18 protein-coding genes and 1 other RNA gene are annotated in these 19,994 nt (G+C 60.4%); 10 read left to right on the forward strand and 9 right to left on the reverse strand.

Annotated features, from left to right (window positions below):
* The first annotated feature begins 22 nt into the window (after positions 1–22).
* The 6 genes from EGO55_RS16375 to hmuQ all read left to right on the forward strand — a co-directional run bounded on the left by EGO55_RS16375 (position 23) and on the right by hmuQ (position 6,422).
* Positions 23–1,285, forward strand: a complete 1,263-nt coding sequence (locus tag EGO55_RS16375) for a TetR/AcrR family transcriptional regulator (RefSeq protein ID WP_021688293.1) — start codon at positions 23–25, stop codon at positions 1,283–1,285.
* A gap of 54 nt (positions 1,286–1,339) precedes the next feature.
* Positions 1,340–2,287 carry a formylglycine-generating enzyme family protein gene (locus EGO55_RS16380; RefSeq protein ID WP_021688292.1) on the forward strand — a complete coding sequence of 316 codons (948 nt, stop codon included), beginning with the start codon at positions 1,340–1,342 and terminating at the stop codon, positions 2,285–2,287.
* A gap of 31 nt (positions 2,288–2,318) precedes the next feature.
* Positions 2,319–3,128 (forward strand): alpha/beta fold hydrolase, encoded by an 810-nt coding sequence (locus EGO55_RS16385; protein WP_021688291.1) that lies wholly within the window; start codon positions 2,319–2,321, stop codon positions 3,126–3,128.
* A gap of 63 nt (positions 3,129–3,191) precedes the next feature.
* Positions 3,192–4,505: an oxygen-independent coproporphyrinogen III oxidase gene (gene hemN, locus EGO55_RS16390; protein WP_040714568.1), complete on the forward strand. Its 1,314-nt coding sequence runs from the start codon at positions 3,192–3,194 to the stop codon at positions 4,503–4,505.
* A 166-nt stretch (positions 4,506–4,671) separates the two neighbouring features.
* Positions 4,672–6,030: an NAD-dependent succinate-semialdehyde dehydrogenase gene (locus tag EGO55_RS16395; RefSeq protein ID WP_021688289.1), complete on the forward strand. Its 1,359-nt coding sequence runs from the start codon at positions 4,672–4,674 to the stop codon at positions 6,028–6,030.
* 74 nt (positions 6,031–6,104) lie between these two features.
* Positions 6,105–6,422 carry a heme-degrading protein HmuQ gene (gene hmuQ, locus EGO55_RS16400; RefSeq protein ID WP_021688288.1) on the forward strand — a complete coding sequence of 106 codons (318 nt, stop codon included), beginning with the start codon at positions 6,105–6,107 and terminating at the stop codon, positions 6,420–6,422.
* On the opposite strand, the gene EGO55_RS16405 is transcribed toward hmuQ, so the two are convergent.
* From EGO55_RS16405 to EGO55_RS16420, 4 genes are read right to left on the reverse strand one after another with little or no spacing between them, the layout of a single operon-like run.
* Positions 6,419–6,976 (reverse strand): NUDIX hydrolase, encoded by a 558-nt coding sequence (locus EGO55_RS16405; RefSeq protein ID WP_021688287.1) that lies wholly within the window; start codon positions 6,974–6,976, stop codon positions 6,419–6,421. The two genes, hmuQ and EGO55_RS16405, sit on opposite strands and share 4 nt — an antisense overlap.
* The gene (locus tag EGO55_RS16410) at positions 6,973–7,662 is read right to left on the reverse strand and encodes a TPM domain-containing protein (RefSeq protein ID WP_021688286.1); all 690 of its coding nucleotides are present in this window, start codon (positions 7,660–7,662) and stop codon (positions 6,973–6,975) included. Before EGO55_RS16410 ends, EGO55_RS16405 begins: the two co-directional genes overlap by 4 nt.
* Positions 7,663–7,664: 2 nt before the next feature.
* Positions 7,665–8,417 (reverse strand): TPM domain-containing protein, encoded by a 753-nt coding sequence (locus EGO55_RS16415; RefSeq protein WP_021688285.1) that lies wholly within the window; start codon positions 8,415–8,417, stop codon positions 7,665–7,667.
* A gap of 47 nt (positions 8,418–8,464) precedes the next feature.
* Positions 8,465–9,064, reverse strand: a complete 600-nt coding sequence (locus EGO55_RS16420) for a LemA family protein (protein ID WP_021688284.1) — start codon at positions 9,062–9,064, stop codon at positions 8,465–8,467.
* Positions 9,065–9,253: 189 nt separating this feature from the next.
* Here EGO55_RS16420 and mscL point away from each other — a divergent pair, with 189 nt between their 5' ends.
* Positions 9,254–9,673 carry a large conductance mechanosensitive channel protein MscL gene (mscL, locus tag EGO55_RS16425; RefSeq protein WP_021688283.1) on the forward strand — a complete coding sequence of 140 codons (420 nt, stop codon included), beginning with the start codon at positions 9,254–9,256 and terminating at the stop codon, positions 9,671–9,673.
* A gap of 120 nt (positions 9,674–9,793) precedes the next feature.
* Positions 9,794–10,138, forward strand: a transfer-messenger RNA (tmRNA) gene (gene ssrA / locus EGO55_RS16430).
* A 54-nt stretch (positions 10,139–10,192) separates the two neighbouring features.
* Here the strand turns inward: ssrA and EGO55_RS16435 are convergent.
* Positions 10,193–10,441 carry a hypothetical protein gene (locus EGO55_RS16435; protein ID WP_021688282.1) on the reverse strand — a complete coding sequence of 83 codons (249 nt, stop codon included), beginning with the start codon at positions 10,439–10,441 and terminating at the stop codon, positions 10,193–10,195.
* Between the two features lie 243 nt (positions 10,442–10,684).
* On the opposite strand from EGO55_RS16435, the gene EGO55_RS16440 reads away from it, so the two are divergent.
* On the forward strand, positions 10,685–12,796 hold the full coding sequence (locus tag EGO55_RS16440; RefSeq protein WP_021688281.1) for a malate synthase G: 2,112 nt from the start codon (positions 10,685–10,687) through the stop codon (positions 12,794–12,796).
* A 217-nt stretch (positions 12,797–13,013) separates the two neighbouring features.
* On the forward strand, positions 13,014–14,336 hold the full coding sequence (locus EGO55_RS16445; protein ID WP_021688280.1) for an amidohydrolase: 1,323 nt from the start codon (positions 13,014–13,016) through the stop codon (positions 14,334–14,336).
* Between the two features lie 12 nt (positions 14,337–14,348).
* On the opposite strand, the gene rsmA is transcribed toward EGO55_RS16445, so the two are convergent.
* The 4 genes from rsmA to EGO55_RS16465 all read right to left on the reverse strand — a co-directional run bounded on the left by rsmA (position 14,349) and on the right by EGO55_RS16465 (position 19,964).
* Positions 14,349–15,173 (reverse strand): 16S rRNA (adenine(1518)-N(6)/adenine(1519)-N(6))-dimethyltransferase RsmA, encoded by an 825-nt coding sequence (rsmA, locus tag EGO55_RS16450; RefSeq protein ID WP_021688279.1) that lies wholly within the window; start codon positions 15,171–15,173, stop codon positions 14,349–14,351.
* On the reverse strand, positions 15,173–16,183 hold the full coding sequence (gene pdxA / locus EGO55_RS16455) for a 4-hydroxythreonine-4-phosphate dehydrogenase PdxA (RefSeq protein WP_021688278.1): 1,011 nt from the start codon (positions 16,181–16,183) through the stop codon (positions 15,173–15,175). The genes rsmA and pdxA overlap by 1 nt, the downstream gene beginning before the upstream one ends.
* Positions 16,184–16,187: 4 nt before the next feature.
* On the reverse strand, positions 16,188–17,561 hold the full coding sequence (locus EGO55_RS16460; RefSeq protein WP_021688277.1) for a peptidylprolyl isomerase: 1,374 nt from the start codon (positions 17,559–17,561) through the stop codon (positions 16,188–16,190).
* A 153-nt stretch (positions 17,562–17,714) separates the two neighbouring features.
* Positions 17,715–19,964, reverse strand: a complete 2,250-nt coding sequence (locus EGO55_RS16465) for an LPS-assembly protein LptD (protein WP_021688276.1) — start codon at positions 19,962–19,964, stop codon at positions 17,715–17,717.
* Positions 19,965–19,994: the final 30 nt, after the last annotated feature.

A 19,994-nucleotide genomic window follows, 5' to 3' on the forward strand; every position in this document is an offset into this window, starting at 1 on the left:
TCACGCAGGAGATTCACGGCAAATGGACAGGGGAAGCGATCGCCGTGCCCGGATCATGCGTGAGGCCGCAACCCATTTCCTGCAGGATGGGTTCGAACGGACCAGCATGGATCGTATCGCGGCCAGCGCGAAGGTCAGCAAGCAGGCGATCTATGAGCACTTCGACGATAAGGAAGACCTGTTCGATCGCGTGGTTCGGGCGGGCCTTTCCCCCGGTGATGACGGCACGATTATCGATAGCGACGATCTGCGCGCTACGCTGGCCAGTTATGCAGAAAGCCTGTTCAACGCGTTTGTGAAACCGCGCAATTATGGATTGTTCCGGGCAAATATCGTGGCGACCCGCAAGTTTCCGCAACTGGCTGCCGATCTGCACGACTATCGCCGCAGTCAGAGCCACAAATTGGCCGCCTATCTGGAAAGGCAGGTGGATGAAGGCCGGATCAGCCCGTTCGAGGGGGATTCGGTTGATCTTGCGACGCGCCTGGGGGCAATGGGCGTGGAAGGCACCCGCTATTTTCTGGGATATCCATTGCCCCGAAAAGCGCCGCGGACTGCGCAGGCATGGCTGGCCGCCAAGGTGTTCGCCGATGGTGTCGGGACGGAAGGTATAAGTGGTGCGGGGGGGACGGATGGTTGCGATCCGCAACCGCCCTTCGTCGCAGCCTTGTCCGGCCCGCCGGGCAAGGCGCAGATGCGCCTGCCGCCCGAACGGTTCGCTGCCTTGTGCGATGCCGCCATCGACGAATTTCTCGCGCACGGTTTCGAAGGGGCGAGCCTGGAGCCGATCACTACGGCTGCCGGTATCGGGCGTGCGACAATCTATCGTCAGTTCGGTGGCAAGGCGGGCTTGTTTGCCTATGTCGTGGCGCGCGAAATTGCCGCGCAATGGCGCGATATTGCGATTCCTGACGGAGAAACCCCGTTCGAGCGGATGGAGGCGCTGTGCCGTCAGGTACTGGACCTTCATCTGATGCCGCGTTCGCTTTCCATGCATTATCTGCTGGTGCAGGAAAGTGATCTGTTCCCGGAACTGGCGCGCACCTTTTATGACATGCAGGTAGACCGCGCCGGGCGGCCGTTCGCCGGGATACTGCGCGAAGCGGGAATGCCCACACCGGGGCCGGCGCTGTTGCGGATCTTCTTTACGCTGGCGAGTTACGGTGTACGATATGTGGTGTCCCTGCGACCAGTCACGACGGCGGAGCGGGAGATGGTTTCCCGTCAGGCCGCAAGCATCATCCTTCGCGGGATGGCATGTGAAACTTTGCACGAGACGGAATGACACGCGTGCTGCGCGCGGTCGCAATTACACTTTTTCTGGTCGAAAGGATGGAGCTTGGATACGAAAACTGAACTTGTGGGGATGAAGAGAATTGCCGGTGGCACCTTCACCATGGGATCGGATCGCTTCTATCCTGAAGAAGCCCCTTTGCGGCAAGTCAGCGTCGATACGTTCTGGATGGACGAGGCGCCTGTCACCAACGCGGAATTTTCCCGCTTCGTCGAGGCTACAGGGTATCGGACTTTCGCGGAAACCGCGCCCGATCCGGCCGATTATCCCGGAATGGACCCGGCACTGGCGCAGGCCGGGTCGCTGGTGTTCTTCCGTACTGCCACGCCCGTGGATACCAACGATTATTCGCAATGGTGGCGGTTCGTAACCGGTGCTGACTGGCGTCATCCCATAGGCCCGGGCAGTTCGCTTGAAGGACTGGACGATCACCCCGTGGTGCATATCGTGCACGAGGACGCGATGGCCTATGCGCAGTGGGCGGGGAAGACTTTGCCCACAGAAGCGGAATACGAGTTTGCGGCGCGCGGCGGGCTGGAAGGGGCGGATTATGCCTGGGGCGATGAACTTGCACCGGGCGGGGCGATGCTGGCCAACTACTGGCAGGGCATGTTCCCTTTCGCCAACCAGATGCTGGACGGGTGGGAGCGGACATCGCCCGTGCGGACATATCCGGCCAACGGGTATGGCCTTTACGATCTGATTGGCAATGTCTGGGAATGGACGGATGACTGGTATGGACTGCCCGCTGACGAAAAGAAGGCCAAGGGCAGTTGCTGTGTTGCCGACAATCCCCGGGGCGGGCGCAAAGGTGACAGTTTCGATCCGTGCACTCCTACGGTGCCGATCCCGCGCAAGGTGTTGAAAGGAGGGTCGCATTTGTGCGCCCCGAACTATTGTCAGCGGTATCGGCCTGCCGCCCGCCATCCGCAGCCGCTGGACACGTCCACCAGCCATGTCGGGTTCCGGTGTATCGTGCGTGATCCGGGCTAGGAATGGGCGCCAAAACGATTACATAGCTGCCATGGCAAGGCAGACCGACCAGTTGCATCGCGCAGCGGCAGAAGCACCCGATAGCATCCGCCGCCCGGCGACCGGTTGGGCGATGCTCGAACCCTTCCGGTTTGCATGGGAAGTCGGCGCCCTTGTCGCCACCGCGCCCATGCTGGCGACAGTTGCGCGGGGCGATGGGCATCCGGTTATGGTGTTGCCCGGCTTTGCGGCGACCGATTGCGGCACCATTGTGCTCAGACAGTACCTTTCCCTGTTGGGGTATCAGGTGTTTCCGTGGGATCTGGGCCTCAACCTCGATCAGCATAGCGATGGGGAACATGGCGATCATGTCGAACGCCGCGTGCGGGAAATCGTCGAAGCGACGGGGCGCAAGGTCAGCCTTGTCGGCTGGAGCCTGGGCGGTGTCATCGCGCGGGAGGTGGCCCGGCGCGATTCTGCTGATCTGCGCCAGGTCATCACGCTGGGCAGCCCGTTCGCGGGTAACCCGGGCGCAACCAGTATGCCGATCCTCTACCGGCTGATCACCGGGAAAAGCCTGTCCGGACCGGAAAGCCGCAAGCGTGCGCTGGGCGGATATCGCCCGCTCGACGTGCCTTCGAGTGCGATTTTCAGCAAGAGCGACGGGGCCGTGGCCTGGCAAAACTGTGTCAGCGAAACCGACGCGATCACCGAAAATATCGAAGTCTGTTCGAGCCATAGCGGGTTTTCCGCCAACCCTGCGGTATTCTATGCGGTGGCGGACCGATTGGCGCAGCCCGAAGATGGCTGGCGAAAATTCGCCATTTCAGGCCCTTACGCCGCGTTCTTCCCCTCGGAATAATCCGGGGCGGGAAATTGATTCCCCTCAATGAGTGGGGGGGCGGGCTTTGCTCTAAAGCCCCTCATGTGGCCTTACTACCCAGACCTGCTCGACAAGCCCGTCCCTCGTTACACGAGCTTTCCCACGGCTGCGGAATTCGCGGGCGATATCGGTCCGGCCGATCAGATGGCGGCGCTGGAGCAGGCGTCGGGGGATGTGTCGCTCTATATCCATATCCCCTTCTGTGAATCGATTTGCTGGTATTGCGCCTGCAATACCGGTGCGGCCAATCGGCGGCAGAGGCTGGCAAGCTATCTGGACGCCCTGCATCGCGAAATCCGCATGGTTGCCGCGCGTCTGCCATCGGATGCGCGTGTGCGGCGTATCGCGTTCGGTGGGGGCAGCCCCAATGCGATAGCACCCGTCGATTTTGTGCGACTGTTCAACGAACTGGAACTGCGGTTCCGCCCTGTCGATCCGATTATTTCGATCGAACTCGATCCGCGAACGTTGATCGATGAATGGGGCAATGTCGTGCGGGGGATCGGGGCAACCCATGCCAGCATGGGTGTGCAGACTTTCGCCCCGCATTTGCAGGAAGCGATCGGGCGCGTGCAGCCACGTGACATGATCGAACGCAGCGTAGATATTCTGCGCGGTGCGGGGGTGACATCGCTCAACTTCGATCTGATGTACGGTTTGCCGGGGCAGGGTAGGGACGATCTTACCGATACGCTGGCCGATACCGTGGCGCTGGGTGCAGACCGGATCGCCCTGTTCGGTTATGCGCATGTGCCGCACCTGATCGCACGCCAGCGCCGTATTGATGCCAGCGCACTTCCCCCGAAGGAGGAGCGGTTCGTTATGGCGGAGATGGGCTATCAGCAACTGGTCAAGGCGGGGTATGCGGCCATCGGCTTCGATCATTTCGCCCGGCCCGACGATCCTCTGGCAAAAGCCGCCGCCACAGGCCAGTTGCATCGCAATTTTCAGGGTTTTACCGACGATGCTGCTGCGGTTCTGATCGGGCTGGGGGCATCCGCGATCAGCAACTTCCCCGATGTTCTTGTCCAGAATGAAAAGAACAGCGGACGCTACCGGATGCTTCTGTCGCAAGGTGTCTTGCCAGCCGGCCTTGGGGTGCGGCGGTCTGCGGATGACCGGATGCGGGGTGCGATTATCGAAGGGTTGCTGTGTCATGGCCGGGCAGTCGTGGCGCCTGAACTGGCACGCGCCGTTGCGCAGGGGCTGGCCCCATACCTTGCGAGGGGGTTATGCGTTTTCGATCGGGAAGAACTGGTGATCACGGACGGAGGGCTGCCTTACGCACGCAGCATCGCTGCCCAGTTTGATCCCTATAGGCAAGATTCCCCAAGGCGATTCAGTTCCGCCATCTGATTGTAACCCGATTGCAGGGTGGGCAACGCATCTCTGTTCGCCCGGCTTGATCCCCGATCCGCCGAAGTAATTCGCCTGCATGGGAAACTCATGGTTACGTTGTAGCGTTACAGCGGCATAGACAGCGCAACAGTATGCCTGATCATAGCTCGCGAGGTGCAAAACGATGCCCACCCAGATCAATCCCGCGACCGGAGAGAAAGGCAAGAGCTTTCCTGAATTGGATGATCGGGCGATCGATGTGGCGCTGGATGAAGCCGTTGTCGCCTTCCGGCAATGGCGTACCAGCGATTTGAACGATCGCGTCGATCTGCTGAACCGGATCGCTGACCAGTTCGATGCACGGCAGGAAGAACTGGCGGCAGTGGCCACGTTCGAGATGGGTAAACCCATCGCGCAGGCGCGGGCCGAAGTTGCCAAATCGGCGAGCGCCTTTCGCTATTACGCGGAGCACGGACCTGCGCAATTGGCGCCCATCGATCACGATATGCCACAAGGGACAGCGCGGTCGCACTGGCTGGCGCAAGGGCCGGTTCTGGCCATCATGCCCTGGAATTTTCCCTACTGGCAGGCGGTTCGCTTCATGGCGCCGGCTATCATGGCGGGCAATGTCGGCCTGCTGAAGCACGCTAGCCTGACGCCCGAATGCGCGGATTTGCTGGAAGATGTGGTCTTGGCTGCGGGTGCGCCCAAAGGGCTTTTCCGCAATCTTCACGTGCAGGCGTCTCGCGTCGAAAAGATCATTGCCGATCCCCGCGTCGTTGCGGCAACCCTGACAGGCAGCGAGGGGGCCGGGGTGAAGGTCGCGGAAGCGGCAGGCCGCAATTTGAAAAAGGTCGTGCTCGAACTGGGCGGGTCCGATCCGTTCATCGTTATGCCGAGCGCCGACGTGGATCAGGCGGCATCGGTTGCAGTGAAAGCGCGCCTGCAGAATGCCGGACAATCCTGCATTTGTGCCAAGCGGATGATTGTCCATACGGACATCTATGACGCATTTATGGATCGCTTTGCCGAAGGCGTGCGGTCCTATCGCGTGGGTGATCCGCTGGATCCGGCGAGCGAGATGGGGCCGCTATCCAGCGTGCAGGCGCGTGACGATATGCTGCGGCAAATCGCCGAGGCTGAACGAAGCGGTGCGCACAGGCTGTTTGGCGGCGAGGGACTGGATCGCCCTGGTGCATGGATGACGCCTGCGATCCTGACGGATATCCCGCGCGATGCCCCGGTTACGCGGGAGGAATTCTTCGGGCCCGTGGCAATGGTTTTCAAAGTGGGCAGTCTGGACGAAGCGGTCGACTTGGCCAATGATGTCCCGTTCGGTCTGGGATCGAGCGTGTGGACCCACGATGCCGCAGAACAGGCGCGATTTACGCGGGATATTGAAGCGGGGATGATGGCGGTCAATCAGATGCTGGCGTCTGATCCACATGTCCCCTTCGGCGGGGTAAAACGTTCGGGCCACGGGCGCGAACTGAGTGCGATCGGCCTGCACGAATTTATGAATTGCAAAAGCGTGATGCAGTAACCTGTCACGCGATCACCGTTCCCCTGTTGGCCCTACAGGGCATAAGGGGCGAGCACGAGAGTAAGGATCGACCTATGTTTATTGCGATGAACCGGTTTGAAGTGCTGCGGGGGCAGGAACAGGCCTTTGAGCAGGTCTGGGCGTCGCGCGATACGTTTCTTGCCGATGTGCCGGGCTTTGTGGAATTTCATCTTCTGCGCGGGCCCGAGGCTGACGACCATACGTTGTTCGCATCGCACACAATCTGGCAATCGCGCACCGATTTCGAGGCATGGACCAAATCGGAAGCTTTCCGCATGGCGCATCGTAACGCCGGGGATAACAAGCCGCTCTACCTCGGACATCCGCGATTTGAAGGTTTCGAGGTGGTGCAGACGGTGGGCGGGGCCTAGGCCCTATCTCGGAGGTCGGTGCGTAGCAATTCGGCGCCAAGCAGAAGCAGGATGCGGACATCGATGGCTTTGTCTGCCTTGCGTTGGGCGGCGATGAATGCGGGCAGCGCGGCAAGGGCGATGCGATGGGGGATGATGTCTTCCCCATCCACGCCGCCGCCCTTGCCGACTTTTTCCAGCCCTGACGCGCGGATCAGGCAGAAACTCTCGCTCACCATCCCCGGTGAAGAGTAGAATTCTCCACAATCTTCGAGGCGCGCGGCGCGATAACCCGTTTCCTCTTCCAGTTCGCGTCCGGCGGCGGCAAGCGGATCTTCATCGGGCCCACCGTCGTCATCACCAATCAGCCCGGCGGGCAGTTCGATGCAGGCTCGGCCAAGTGGCACGCGATACTGTTCGACGAGGATCACGTGATCGTCCTCCACCGCGAGGATGACGGCCGCGCGAATGCCCCTTGATCGGGACACGTATTCCCAGCGGCCCCGGGTCTTCGCGGTGATAAAACGCCCTTCCCAGACGATCTGCTCGGGTGCTTCTGCGTCGCGGTTGCTCATAATTCGATCAGTCGGTCCGGCAGTTCGTTTTCATCGTTGGCATCGCGGGGAAGATGTTGGGCAAGGATCGCCCCCACACGGTCCACGGCTGCGCACATGCCTTCTGCAACCTGGCCTTGCTTAAGTTCGGCCAGCATCGCGGAAAGCGCATCGCCCCAGACTTCGGGATCGACTCGTGTGGCAATCGTTTCGTCGGCGACGATTTCCGCCCGATGTTCGCGCATGGACAGATAGATGAGAATGCCGGTGCGGCCGCGCGTTCGCCGTTCCGCGCCGATCCGAAAGGCTGCGATGGCCCGTTCATGAACTCGCGCCTTGCGCACGGGGCCGGGCACCAGCGCCAGTCTCAGCGGCCGCCAGAGCAAGAGCAACCAGGCGCTGCCGAATTTCAATGTGGCCACCACGGTGGCAATGGCGAAGGCATGTGCGGCGGTCCACTCGGTGTTCCAACTGCTGCGGAACCACGCGAGTTTCGACAAGTAAAATTCGGGCCAGATGGAAATGACTGTCAGCGCGGCAAATGCGACAAGCGCCGACCAGGCGAGCGCAACATCGCCGTAGTCATCCGATTGGTCTGCCAGGATCGTGACGATTTCGCCGGCGGTGTTGGATTCGGCGGCTGCGACGGCATTGCTGATGCGCTGACGGCTGTGATCATCCAGCCACGAAGGTTGCTGTTGGGTCATGGTTACCAGCTCCCGCTCGCGCCGCCGCCGCCAAAACTGCCCCCGCCGCCAGAAAAGCCGCCGCCCCCGAAACCGCCACCGGAACCACCGCCACCGAAGCCGCCTCCCGGAAAGAGAATGACCGGCCCCGACCCACGGTAGGAACGGCCGCCACGGGCGCGCATGATCATGGGTAGCACGAAGAACAGGCCGAAGAATATCAGCCAGATGATCATGCCCACGGGGAACCCTTCGTCAGCCTGCTGTTCCTGCTGGTTTGCCTGAGCGGCCAGTTGGCGTGCTTCCTCGTCAGGCAGGGTGAGCTGTTTGATGATGGCATCCGTTCCGGCAACGATGCCGCCGGGCATGTCGCCAGCCTTGAAGCGGGGCAGAATGGCGTTGTTGATGATGAGAAAGGACATGCCATCGGTGAGGATCGGTTCGAGCCCGTAACCGACTTCTATGCGCACTTTGCGTTCGTTGGGCGCGACGATCAGCAATGCACCATCGTTGCGTTGCTTGTCCCCCAGCCCCCAATGGCGGCCGAGACGATAGCCATAGTCGGAGATTTCGTAGCCATCGAGACCGGGCAGGGTAACCACCACCAACTGCCGCCGGGACTGTTTTTCCAACGCGTCCAGTTTCGCGACGAGCTGCGCTTCGGTGTCTGCGGGAATGATATTGGCTGCATCCACCACACGTCCGGACAGCGCGGGGAAAGTCTGCGCCGCTGCTGGCCCCGTTATGACAAGAGCAAGCAGCAGCGCACAGATCATGCGCCTGAACGTTGAAAACGCCGGTCCACGCATGGCTGGAAGGTCGATCAGATTTTCCCTTCGAGGCTCGGTGCGACTTCTGCGCCGGGCGTGGCAGCCTTATAGGTTACCATCGGCTTCGCACCGTAGAAAATCTTGGCGCCGATCGCGTCCGGGAAGGTGCGGATCGTCGTGTTGTATTGCTGAACGGCCTGATTGTAATCGCGTATCGAGATGCGGATACGGTTTTCCTGACCTTCAAGCTGCGTTTGCAGCATCTGGTAATTGGTGATGCTCTTGAGATCCGGATAGCGTTCGAAGTTGGCGAGCAGGCGACCAAAGCCGGCAAGCGATTGCGACAGCTTTTCCTGCGCGGCGGAGAATTGCTCCATCTTGGCAGGATCGCTCAGATCCTCGGCGGAGAGCTGGATGCTGGTTGCCTTGGCACGGGCTTCCACAACCCCGGTCAGGATGGCTTTTTCCTGTTCGGCGGCACCCTTGGCGACAGCGGCAAGATTGGGGATCAGGTTCGCGCGTTCCTGAAATGCGGCCTGAACATCGGCCCAGCGCGCCTTGGCGTTTTCTTCGGCGGTCGGCACGGAATTGATGCCGCAGGCCGACAGGGCGAGCGCGGCAAAGGCGACGGTGATATTGCGCAGACTCAGCATGGGCTGGATCCCTCCTAATCGCGCGACCCTGGTTGGGGCGCCAGATTGAAAGATAGCGCGCGTGCGAGTGTGTGCAAGGCCGCGCATCATGTGGTCGTCAAACTAATGGGGGCCGCGTTCTCCCCGCTTGTGACGTCATGCCTTTAGTGGCAGTTCATGCCGATTGTTTGCTGGAGGAAAGGACGATTCATGTTTAATGAATTCAAGGCGTTTATCGCCAAGGGCAATGTGCTCGATCTGGCTGTCGCCGTGATTATAGGCGCGGCTTTTGGCGCAATCGTAACCTCGCTGACCGACAGCATCATCATGCCGACAATCGGCGCGATTTTTGGCGGTATCGATTTTTCCAACCACTTCATTCTGTTGAGCACGCCTGCGGGCTATGCCGGGTCATTGACCGATTACGCTGCGCTCAAGGAAGCCGGGGCGGCCATGATCGGCTACGGTGCGTTCATCACGGCGGTGATCAATTTTCTCATCCTTGCCTTCATCATCTTCCTGCTGGTGCGCATGGCCAATAAGGTCATGAAGCGTCAGGCTGATGAGCCTGCAGGCCCGACCGAAGTCGAACTGCTGACGGAAATCCGCGATTTGTTGAAAAAATCCTGAGGGTTTCGGCAATTCGGCATTTGCCTCGATCGAACCCCGATTGATGCGAAGCGTCCCAATGGGCGGCTGAATGTCCAGAGAACGGGTTCTATCAAGGAAAAGGGGCGGGGTGTGTAACCGCCCCTTTTCTTTTGCGCCGGGCACACCTATATCGCGGTTGTCGGTTTCGGCCGACTATGGCGATAAACTGCGGCGTACAATAGGCGCAGCGGACCCGGGGGCAGTACCCGGCGGCTCCACCACTTCTCTTCGGTATGCCGGGGGAAATGACGGGGTCGAACTAGGATCGACGTGTGTTGAAAAGCGCTGTTTTTGCCCGGGCTGAGTAACCCGTTAAAGGCTCAAAACTCATAAGTGCCAACGATAACGAAGCACTTGCTCTCGCAGCGTAATTCTAGGGGCTAACGCCCTGAAGTTACAAAGTTAGAACGCGGTTGGACCCACCGGTCAACAGAAGCGGATTCCGGGGGCTCGGGGTGGGCCCAGCAACAGAACCACCCCACTTCACTTTTTGCTGGATTAGGTGACCGTTTCCCTTGCGGCCGCGCGCGCTTGCGCCTGTTCGAATTTCAGACAATCGAGAATCTTGGCTCCGGCCATGAACACGGCGCCGGTACAGGCCAAGAACAGCAGTTTACCGCCAAATCCGGGATACTCGCGAATATAGACCATTCCCCGCTCGGTTGCACCCAGTGCGAGCGCATAGATGATGAGGAAGGCTTCCCATCGCGTTTTTATAACGAACAGCCTGCGAATCTTGCTGAACATGTTAACCTCTCGTTAGGCATAAAGCAGAGCAACGATCGTGCCAGTCACGCTTTGATGCCGTTATTGCTGGTTAACGCCCCGCGCAGTGTAAGGTGCCCCGACACAACGGAACCATGCGTCGCTTCACCCTTGCCCTGCGCGAAGCAATCCGTCATAGGCACGCACGCTTCTCCCCGGGGCATATTGCGATTTTCTGCCGGTCATGGTTGATCGGTGCCATCCTATGTCAAGGGGACTACTTTCATGAGTGAACGGTTCGAACGCGCGGGGCTTGATGTCGATGCAGGACTCGCTGTCTTCGTCGAACAGGACGTGCTGCCGCCGCTCGGCATCGATGCAGGGACGTTCTGGCAAGGTCTCGCCGCGATCTGCGAACGTTTCGTTCCCCGTAATCGGGAACTGCTGCAAAAACGCGATACGCTTCAGGCCGAAATTGATGCCTGGCACGGGGAACGCACGGGGCAACCGCACGATCCCGTTGCCTATCAGCAATTTCTGGGCAGCATCGGATATCTCGTAGCAGAACCGGACGCGTTCACTGTTGGCACGCAGGGTGTCGATCCGGAAATTGCCACGATGGCTGGCCCACAACTGGTTGTTCCCGTCCTGAACGAACGGTTCGCGCTTAATGCCGCCAATGCCCGCTGGGGCAGTCTCTATGATGCCTTGTACGGGACCGATGCACTGGATGCGCCTGCCGCGCAGCCGGGCGGTTACGATCCGGTGCGCGGGGCGGCGGTAATCGCGCGGGCGAAAGCGTTTCTCGATGCGGCGGTTCCGCTTGCCCAAGGCAGTTGGGCCGATCTGGAAAAACCATGGGATAATGGCATCGCGCTGGCCGATCCTGCGCAATATGCCGGTGAAAATGGCACTAGCCGGTTGTTCCGCAACAATGGCCTGCATATCGAAGTCGTGTTCGATCGGGATCACCCGATCGGGAAGGGTGATCCGGCGGGCATCGCGGATGTGATCCTCGAATCCGCGTTGACAACGATCATCGATATGGAAGATTCCGTGGCCGCCGTGGATGGCGAGGACAAGCGTCACGCCTATGCCAATTGGCTGGGCCTGATGCGTGGCGACCTGTCGGCCAGTTTCGCGAAAGGCGGCAAAACGGTTACCCGCGCGCTGGAAGCGGACCGGGAATGGACGGCGCCCTCTGGGGATACCTTCACATTGCCTGGGCGCAGCCTGCTGTTTGTGCGCAATGTTGGCCATCTGATGACCAATCCGGCAATCCTTCTGGCCGACGGTTCGGAAATCCCCGAAGGCATTATGGATGCCGTACTGACCAGCACGATCGGTAAGCATGATCTTGCAGGCATTGGCCCGCATCGCAACAGCCGAACGGGCAGCATCTATATCGTGAAACCCAAGATGCACGGCCCTGAAGAAGCGGGGTTCACCAATGATCTGTTCGATGCCGTGGAAGACCTTTTGGGGCTGGCACGGCATACGATCAAGGTTGGCGTGATGGATGAAGAACGGCGCACCAGCGCCAATCTTGCCGCTTGTATCGCCGCGGTGCGCGACCGGATCGTGTTCATCAACACCGGGTTTCTCGATCGTACGGGGGATGAGATTCACACATCGATGCGGGCAGGGCCGATGATCCGCAAGGGTGCGATCAAGGGATCGGCGTGGATCGATGCCTATGAAAAGCGTAATGTGGCGATCGGGCTGAAGCATGGCCTGTCGGGCAAGGCGCAGATCGGCAAGGGTATGTGGGCCGCGCCTGATCGCATGGGTGAAATGCTCGAACAGAAAATCGCCCATCCGCTAACCGGCGCAAACACCGCATGGGTGCCATCACCCACCGCAGCGACACTGCATGCTCTGCATTATCATCAGGTCGATGTCTTTGCCCGGCAGCGGGATGTGGCGAAAGACGGGGTGCCGCCGCTTGCCGCATTACTGACGATACCGCTGGCTGACGGGATAAACTGGTCGCCTGACGAAGTGCGCGAGGAACTCGACAACAATGCGCAGGGGCTGCTTGGCTATGTCGTGCGCTGGATCGATCAGGGCGTGGGATGTTCCAAGGTTCCCGATATCAACGACGTCGGGCTGATGGAAGATCGCGCAACCCTGCGTATTTCCAGTCAGCATATGGCGAACTGGCTGCTTCACGGTGTTTGCACCGCTGAACAGGTGATGGATTCGCTGCACCGCATGGCGGCCAAAGTGGATGCGCAGAACGCGGGCGATCCCCTTTATGAGCCGATGGCGGGCAATTGGGATAGCAGCATGGCGTTTCAGGCTGCCTGCGATCTCGTGTTCAAGGGCGTGGAGCAGCCCAGCGGCTACACCGAGCCACTGCTTCACGCGTGGCGCCGAAAAAAGAAGGGTAGCTAGATCGCGACATTCTCTGTCGCGATGATGGCAGATAGCGTTTTGCCAGAGGGTGTTGCGTGCTTCGCTCTCTGGCCGCTTGCCTCTCGACCCCATGCATGCAGCGGGAGGAGATTGAAGAATGCTGGCAAAATCGCGTCCTGAGGTCTTGCTGATGGATCGCTCAAGTCGCTAAGCTGGGTGTCAGCGATACGATAAATCACTGCAAAGGGGGACGGGTATGCGCCTGAAATGGACTCTTGCGGCTCTTGGTCTGATGGCCAGTGCCAATGCGCATGCGCAGGCCACTGCAGCGGATGTGGCCGCCAATCGCACTGCGATCGACGCGATCATGGCGAAAAATGCCCCCGATCTGATCGCGCTGTACAAAGACCTGCATGCCCATCCCGAACTTGGGTTTCAGGAGAAGGCCACGGCTGCCAAGCTGGCCAAGCTGATGCGGGCTATCGGATTCAAAGTTACCGAAGGCGTTGGGGGAACGGGGATCGTTGCCGTGCTCCGCAACGGTGAAGGCCCCAGCATATTGGTGCGCACCGATCTCGACGGCCTGCCGATGCAGGAACGCACTGGCTTGCCTTATGCCAGCAAGGCGACCGGAACCTACAACGGCAAGATCACACCCGTGGCGCATAGCTGTGGGCACGATATCCATATGGCGGCGTGGATCGGCGCGGCACGTGCCTTGGCGGCGATGAAGGACAAGTGGAACGGCACATTGATCTTCGTCGGGCAGCCCGCAGAAGAAACCGTATCCGGTGCACGGGCCATGCTGGATGACGGCTTTGTAGAACGGTTCGGCAAGGCGGATTACGGGTTCGCTTTGCACGTTGCGCCCGCGCCGGCGGGCACGATCCTGTACCGTTCGGGGGCAATGACCTCGACATCGGACAGTCTTGAACTCACCTTTCATGGGCGCGGTGGACACGGGTCAGCACCGGCCACTACGATTGATCCGGTAATGATGGCGGCGCGGTTTACCGTCGATGTGCAGAGCGTGATCAGTCGGGAGAAAGAACCGGAAGCGTTCGGTGTGGTGACAATCGGTGCAATTCAGGCAGGTGAAGCGGGCAATGTGATTCCCGATCGGGCGTTGTTGCGCGGGACTATCCGTACGCAGAACGAACGCGTCCGTGAGAAAATCCTCGACGGGGTCAACCGTACGGCCAAGGCGGTCGCATCGATGGCCGGGGCTCCGGAACCGACACTGGTCACCACGCTCGGTGGCAAGATGGTGGTAAACGATGCGGCACTGACGGCGCGCACGGTGGAGGTATTCAAGGCTGCATTCGGACCACAAGTCCAGCCGATGCCGATTGCGATGTCGGGTAGCGAAGATTTTTCCGAATTCATTCTCGCCGGCACGCCATCGGTGTTTTTCCTGGTCGGCGGCCTGGATAAGGCAGTTTTCGATGCGGGGATGAAATCGGGCAAGCTCGCCATCAATCACTCGCCGGAATTTGCGCCCTTGCCGGAACCGACCATTTCGGTTGGCGCGACGGCCATGACGCTTGCAGTCCTCAACGTGGCGCAGCCCAAACGCTGAACTGGCCCTCGGTCAGCCTCGGGTAAGTTCCCGCGCGATTGCCACGAATTCCCCGATGCTGAGCGTTTCGGCCCTGCGGGACGGGTCGATGCGGAGTGTGTCGAGTGCGTCGACAGCGCCCGGCAAAGCTTTCAGGCTCTGCCGCAGCATTTTACGGCGCTGCCCGAATGCCGCTTCTGTTACACGCTCCAGTACGCGGGCCGAGACGCCTTCGGGCATGGCCGCGGGTGTGACATGGACGATCGCGCTCATCACCTTGGGTGGCGGTGTAAACGCGCTGCGGTGTACTTTCATGGCAAGTTTCGCGGAAGACCGCCACTGGGCAAGTACGGCAAGCCGGCCATAAGCGGACGTGCCTGGGTTTGACGTAATGCGCTGGGCTACCTCGTGCTGGAACATCAGCGTAAGGCTGGCCCATTGCGGCGGCCAATCCTCGCCCGAGAGCCAGCCGGTGAACAGTGCGGTGCCGACATTGTAGGGCAGGTTTGCCACAATGGCGTAAGGCTCGTCGAACAGCGTTGCGGGATCGATATCCAGCGCGTTACCCTCAATCACACGCAACTGGCCGGGAAAAGCTTCGTCCAGTTCCGCCAGGGCAGGAAGGCAGCGCCTGTCCATCTCGATGGCGGTGACCTGTGCGCCCGCGCGGAGCAAAGCGCGCGTGAGACCGCCCGGGCCGGGGCCGATTTCAAGCACGGGTTTGCCCCGCAACGGGCCGGGTATCGCTGCAATCCGGTCGAGCAACTGTTCATCCAGAAGGAAATTCTGGCCAAGCGCCTTCGACGCGGAAAGTCCGTGGCGGGCGATAACATCGCGGATGGGGGGCAAGGTGGCCATTATGCGCTCTTGCTGCGCCGTCTCATGGCGGCGTCCCCTGCCATGCGGATTGCGGCAAGGGTCGCGCCGGGGTTGGCCAGTCCTTTGCCGGCAATAGCAAAGGCGGTGCCATGATCGGGCGATGTGCGCACGATTGGCAGGCCCAGCGTCATGTTGACCCCATTATCGAAATCGAGCGCCTTCAGCGGTATCAGAGCCTGATCGTGGTACATGCAAAGCGCCACATCGAAACTGTCGCGCGCATGGGGCGAAAAGAGTGAATCTGCGGGGTGGGGGCCGGTTGCGTCGATCCCTTCCGCGCGAAGCAGCGCGATGGCCGGGGCAATGATCCGCTGTTCCTCGTCCCCGAAACGGCCGTCTTCTCCCGCATGTGGGTTGAGCGCGCAGATCGCGAGGCGCGGGTTCGCAATCCCGAAATCCCGTTGGAGGCTGGCGGCGGTTATGCGGCTGCGATTGCAGATCAGGTCTATCGATATCTGCCCCGGCACGCTGGCCAGCGAGCAATGCACTGTGAGCGGGACCGTACGCAGGTTGGGGCCGGCCAGCAGCATCACCGCATTTTCAGCGGCTGTCCCGCTGGCATGCGCGACGAATTCCGTCTGTCCCGGGAACGTAAAGCCCACTTCGGCAAGGCGCGCCTTGGCGATTGGTCCGGTGACAACGCCTGCCGCCTGCCCGGCAACGGCCAGTTGCGCGGCCTTCCGGAGCGAACCGAGCGCAAGCCGGGCGCCATCCTTGTCCGGTGCGCCGGGGCAATAAGGGGCATCATCATGGCCCAGTACCGGCAAGGCACGGGGAAACACGACAGAAGCCTCTGCCGGATCGGCAATGATCTCGATTGGCAGGGTCAACCCCCGCGTCTTGCCCGCAGCGGCCAGCAACTGCGCACCGCCCACAGCGAAAAAAGGCGGCAGGGCGGCGCTATTGCGCAGTGCCCATGCCGCGCCAATCAGTTCAGGGCCCACGCCGGCGGGATCGCCAAGCGAAACCGCTAGCGCAGGAATACCCATGGGATCAGTTGTATTCGATCACCGCATCGCGGCGGAGATCGCGCAGATAGCGTTGCGCGCGCTTGTTCACACGGTCATCTTCCATCTGGTTCATCAGATCGTCGAAGCTTGGCCCGTCGTTGGTCTGCGCTTCATCGCGGCCACAGAGCATGAACACGACCACGCCGTCCTTGGCCGAACCGAAAGGCGGTGTGGTTTGGCCGATCTGCAGCGACAGCATCAGCTGCTGCAGCTGGGGAGGCAGATCGCGGATGCGGACATTGTCGTTGGACACCACGTTGGCACCCAGCGCATGGGCGCGCTCGTCCACGTCACCACAACCTTTCATCTGCTTCACGCCATTGGCGAAGCTGGCTGCCTTCTGCTGCACCTGTGCATCTGTCGTCCCTTCAGGGAAGCTCAGGCCAATCTGTTTCAGGCTGAGCAGGGCATCGCGCGGATCGGCCATCAAGACCTGACGCTTGTCGATCATGAAAAGGATCGAATACCCGCCCGATACCTCGACCGGACCAACGAGCTGACCGCGTTCCATATCGCGCGCGACCGATGAGAGTTCGTTGGGCAGCTGCGCGAGCCGGACCCAGCCAAGATCACCACCCACCGCAGCGGTGGAGGCTTCGGAGAACTGGCGTGCATAGGCGACGAAGCTTGCGCCCTGTCCCAGTTGCTGCACGATTTTCTTGGCGTTCTCGAAAACGGCGGCCTTGTTCTGCGAGTTTGCGGACAGGTAGATTTCACCGATCCGGTATTCGCTGGTTCCTCGTGAGGATTTCATGCGTTCGAGAAGCTCTTTCACTTCTTCTTCGGACACGTTCACATAGGGCTGCACATTGCGACGCAGCAGGCGTTGCCATGCGAGTTCGCCCTGAATCTGGCGTTTCAGCGAAGCAGGTGAAGAGCCGACGCGAAGGAGATAGGCGTCCATCGCCTGTGTGTTCTGGCCAAAATTCTGGGCCGCAACACGCGCATAAGTCTGATCGATTTCAGCCTGCTCGACCTGCATCTTCAGTGCGTTGGCTTCCTGAATTTGCAATGTTTCGTCGATCAGATTGCGCATCACCTGGAGGCGCAGACGTTCTTTTTCTTCTGCGCTGATGCTCTGGTTGTTGGTCGAAAGAATCAGGGCAAGACGCTGGTCGATGTCTGTGCCGGTGATGATTTCGCCGTTCACGCGCACGGCGGCGCGGCGCAGATTGGGATCATTTGTCCCGAAAATCTTGAGGTTTTGCGGAATATTCAGCCCGCTGGCGGAATCGCCTGCCACATCTGGCGCGGTGTCCGCTTCTTGCGCCCCAAGCGGGGCAACGCCCGAAACGAGTAGGGACAGCGCAGCGCAGAACGCAACGCGACGGGAAGGAACTTTATGCTGGGTCGTCATTACCACGCGAGCAATCCTGTTATCGACACCGGGTTGGTGTCATCCCAAATATCCGGGCGCTTTGCCGCCAAACGGCTTAACCGGAGCTGAGTTGCGCCGATAGCGTGTTTGCCGCGTTGTGCCAACGCCTGCGCGCAATCCCTCGACCGCAATCTAGCGGAAGCCGATATTGCGCAGGGCAAAATAGACCTGGAAGCGGTTGTCGGCCTTCGCATCACCCGAGTTTGCGTAGTCGTGACGCCAGGTGAAGCCGAACTCGAGGCAATCGTCCTGATAGGCGACACCAAGCCGGGTGCGCAGGGGCTCGAACCCGTCCGATTGGGCCGTCGGATCTTCCTTGCGGTCAGTCAGGTTCACAACGCCCGAACCGAAGATCGACCAGTAATTGGCGAAGGCCACCCGTCCGGCGAGGCGCAGTTCCTCACGATCCTGCAAATCCTCCACCTCATCGATATTCCGGTTGAGGCGCAGATAACTGATTTCCGCATATGTCTTGCGCGAACCGACAGCAGCGCCAACTTCGTTGCGGCGAATGGCCAGATTGTTCTTGTCGAGCCGGAAACGGTGAGTCAGCGTGACGAAATCGCGGAAACGGATCTCGGTGCGACCGACGAAGTCGGAAAAGTGGCCGCTCAACCCGGTACCATTGGGCAGGATATCCTGTTCCTGCGACAGGCGATAGGATTGGCCGATGGTGGTCTTGATGCGCCAGCCCGGTCGATCCAGTTGCCAGTCAAAGCCGTAGTTCAGCCGCACCCCATCTTCCATCCGATCATACCCGGGGAAACGGTTGAGAGCGAACAGGTTGCTGTCTTCAAGGTCAACGGCCCGGGCGTCTTCGTTGGGAACGTCAAGATTTGAAATCTTGGGCGATACGACGAGCTGTACACGCGGGGTGAGCACTTGCGTGCCGCCGAATGCCGATCCGATAAACGGCCATTTGACATCGACCGCGCCGATCGCGATCCCGCGCGTCTGCCAACCGGGCATGCCCCGATAAATGGCGGTAGCGGTCAGGTCGTTATTGCTCGAATGATAGAGATCGCCGCGGGCCAGCGCGGTCAAGCTGACAACTTGCCCCATGCCGGTGATCCGCGTGAGATCCCAACGCGCCTGCGCAAAGGCGCGCTGCGTATCCTGGCCGGAGGTGCGGCTAATCGCGAGACTGTTGACCTGGAATTCGACCTTGCCGCCAAGCACGGGATCGGCGAGCCGATGACGGTAATCGAGAATGGGCAGGGCGATTGGAACCAGCCCCTGATCCTCGCTCGCCCGCAGGGTTTGCGTGGCCCAGCCGGATAGCGAGAAGTAGGTGTTGTCACCGATCCGTTCGAGATCGATCGTCGAACGCAGGCGATCGTCTCGATTGATATCGTACCGGCGCAGGAACGTACGGTCGCTGGCCACACGGCCCGAAAATGTCAGGCTCCAGTTCTTGTCGAACTGAAAGCGGCCATTGCCTTCCAGATAGCCACGCCATGCCATGTTGGGTTCGGTGCCCGAGATCGGTATGCGTTCGCTCCGGGTGAGATATCCGGTGACCTGATAAGCGCCTTTGTCCACCAGCCCGCGATAGCGCAAGCGGACCATCGGTGCGGCTTCCGTGAATGCATAGACCGTCGCTTCGGCATCGTGATTGGGGGCAAGCCGCCAATAATAGCTGGCCGACAGTTCGAGGCCATTGTTGCCAGAAATCGTGATGCCGGGGATCATCAGGCCGGAACGGGCACTGCCATCGGCATTGATGGCCAGGCCGGGCAGGGGGACGAGCGCCAGTCCGAATACTTCCAGCCGCGCGCCGTAAAAACGTATGCTGTTGGCTTGCGGATCATAGACCACGCGATTGGCGACAATACGCCAGCTGGGCTTGCGTTCGCACCCATCGGGTTTGGTCACCGCACAGCCGCTGTAGGCTGCATCTTTCAGGGTGATGCGCCCCGCTTCATCGCGTTGTCCTTCGCGAGCAGCGAGCCGGCCCCCTTCGGCAAAGGCCAGCAGCATGTTCTGCATCGCACCGGCCTTCAATTCATCGGTCAGCTCCATACTGTCGGTGTAGAGCTGATTGCCATCGGCATCCTGCAACCGGATGTTGCCGGTCGCGGTGATTTGCCCGGTTGCGCGATTCCACGTAACGTTTTGGGCTTCAAGCGTTTGCCCTTCGCTGCGCAGTATCACGTTGCCGCTGGCGGTGAGCGTGTCGGCGCGCGAATCATAATCGAGCTGATTGGCCTCGAACGCGACTTCACGCTGTTTCTGTGGTTGTTGCGCCGGCGGGGATTCTTCCTGGGCGAGGGCATCTGTCGAAAGCCCCAGACCAAGGAGGAGTGCGGGAATCGCAACGTAACAGGAGTAACGCCAGCGGCAGGATGAAGCTTGCGGCATAGGCAGGGCATCGGGCAGCATGACTTGCCTATCGCATCGCCCGCTCTTAAC

The sequence above is a fragment of the Caenibius tardaugens NBRC 16725 genome, from assembly GCF_003860345.1.
Lineage (GTDB): Bacteria > Pseudomonadota > Alphaproteobacteria > Sphingomonadales > Sphingomonadaceae > Caenibius > Caenibius tardaugens.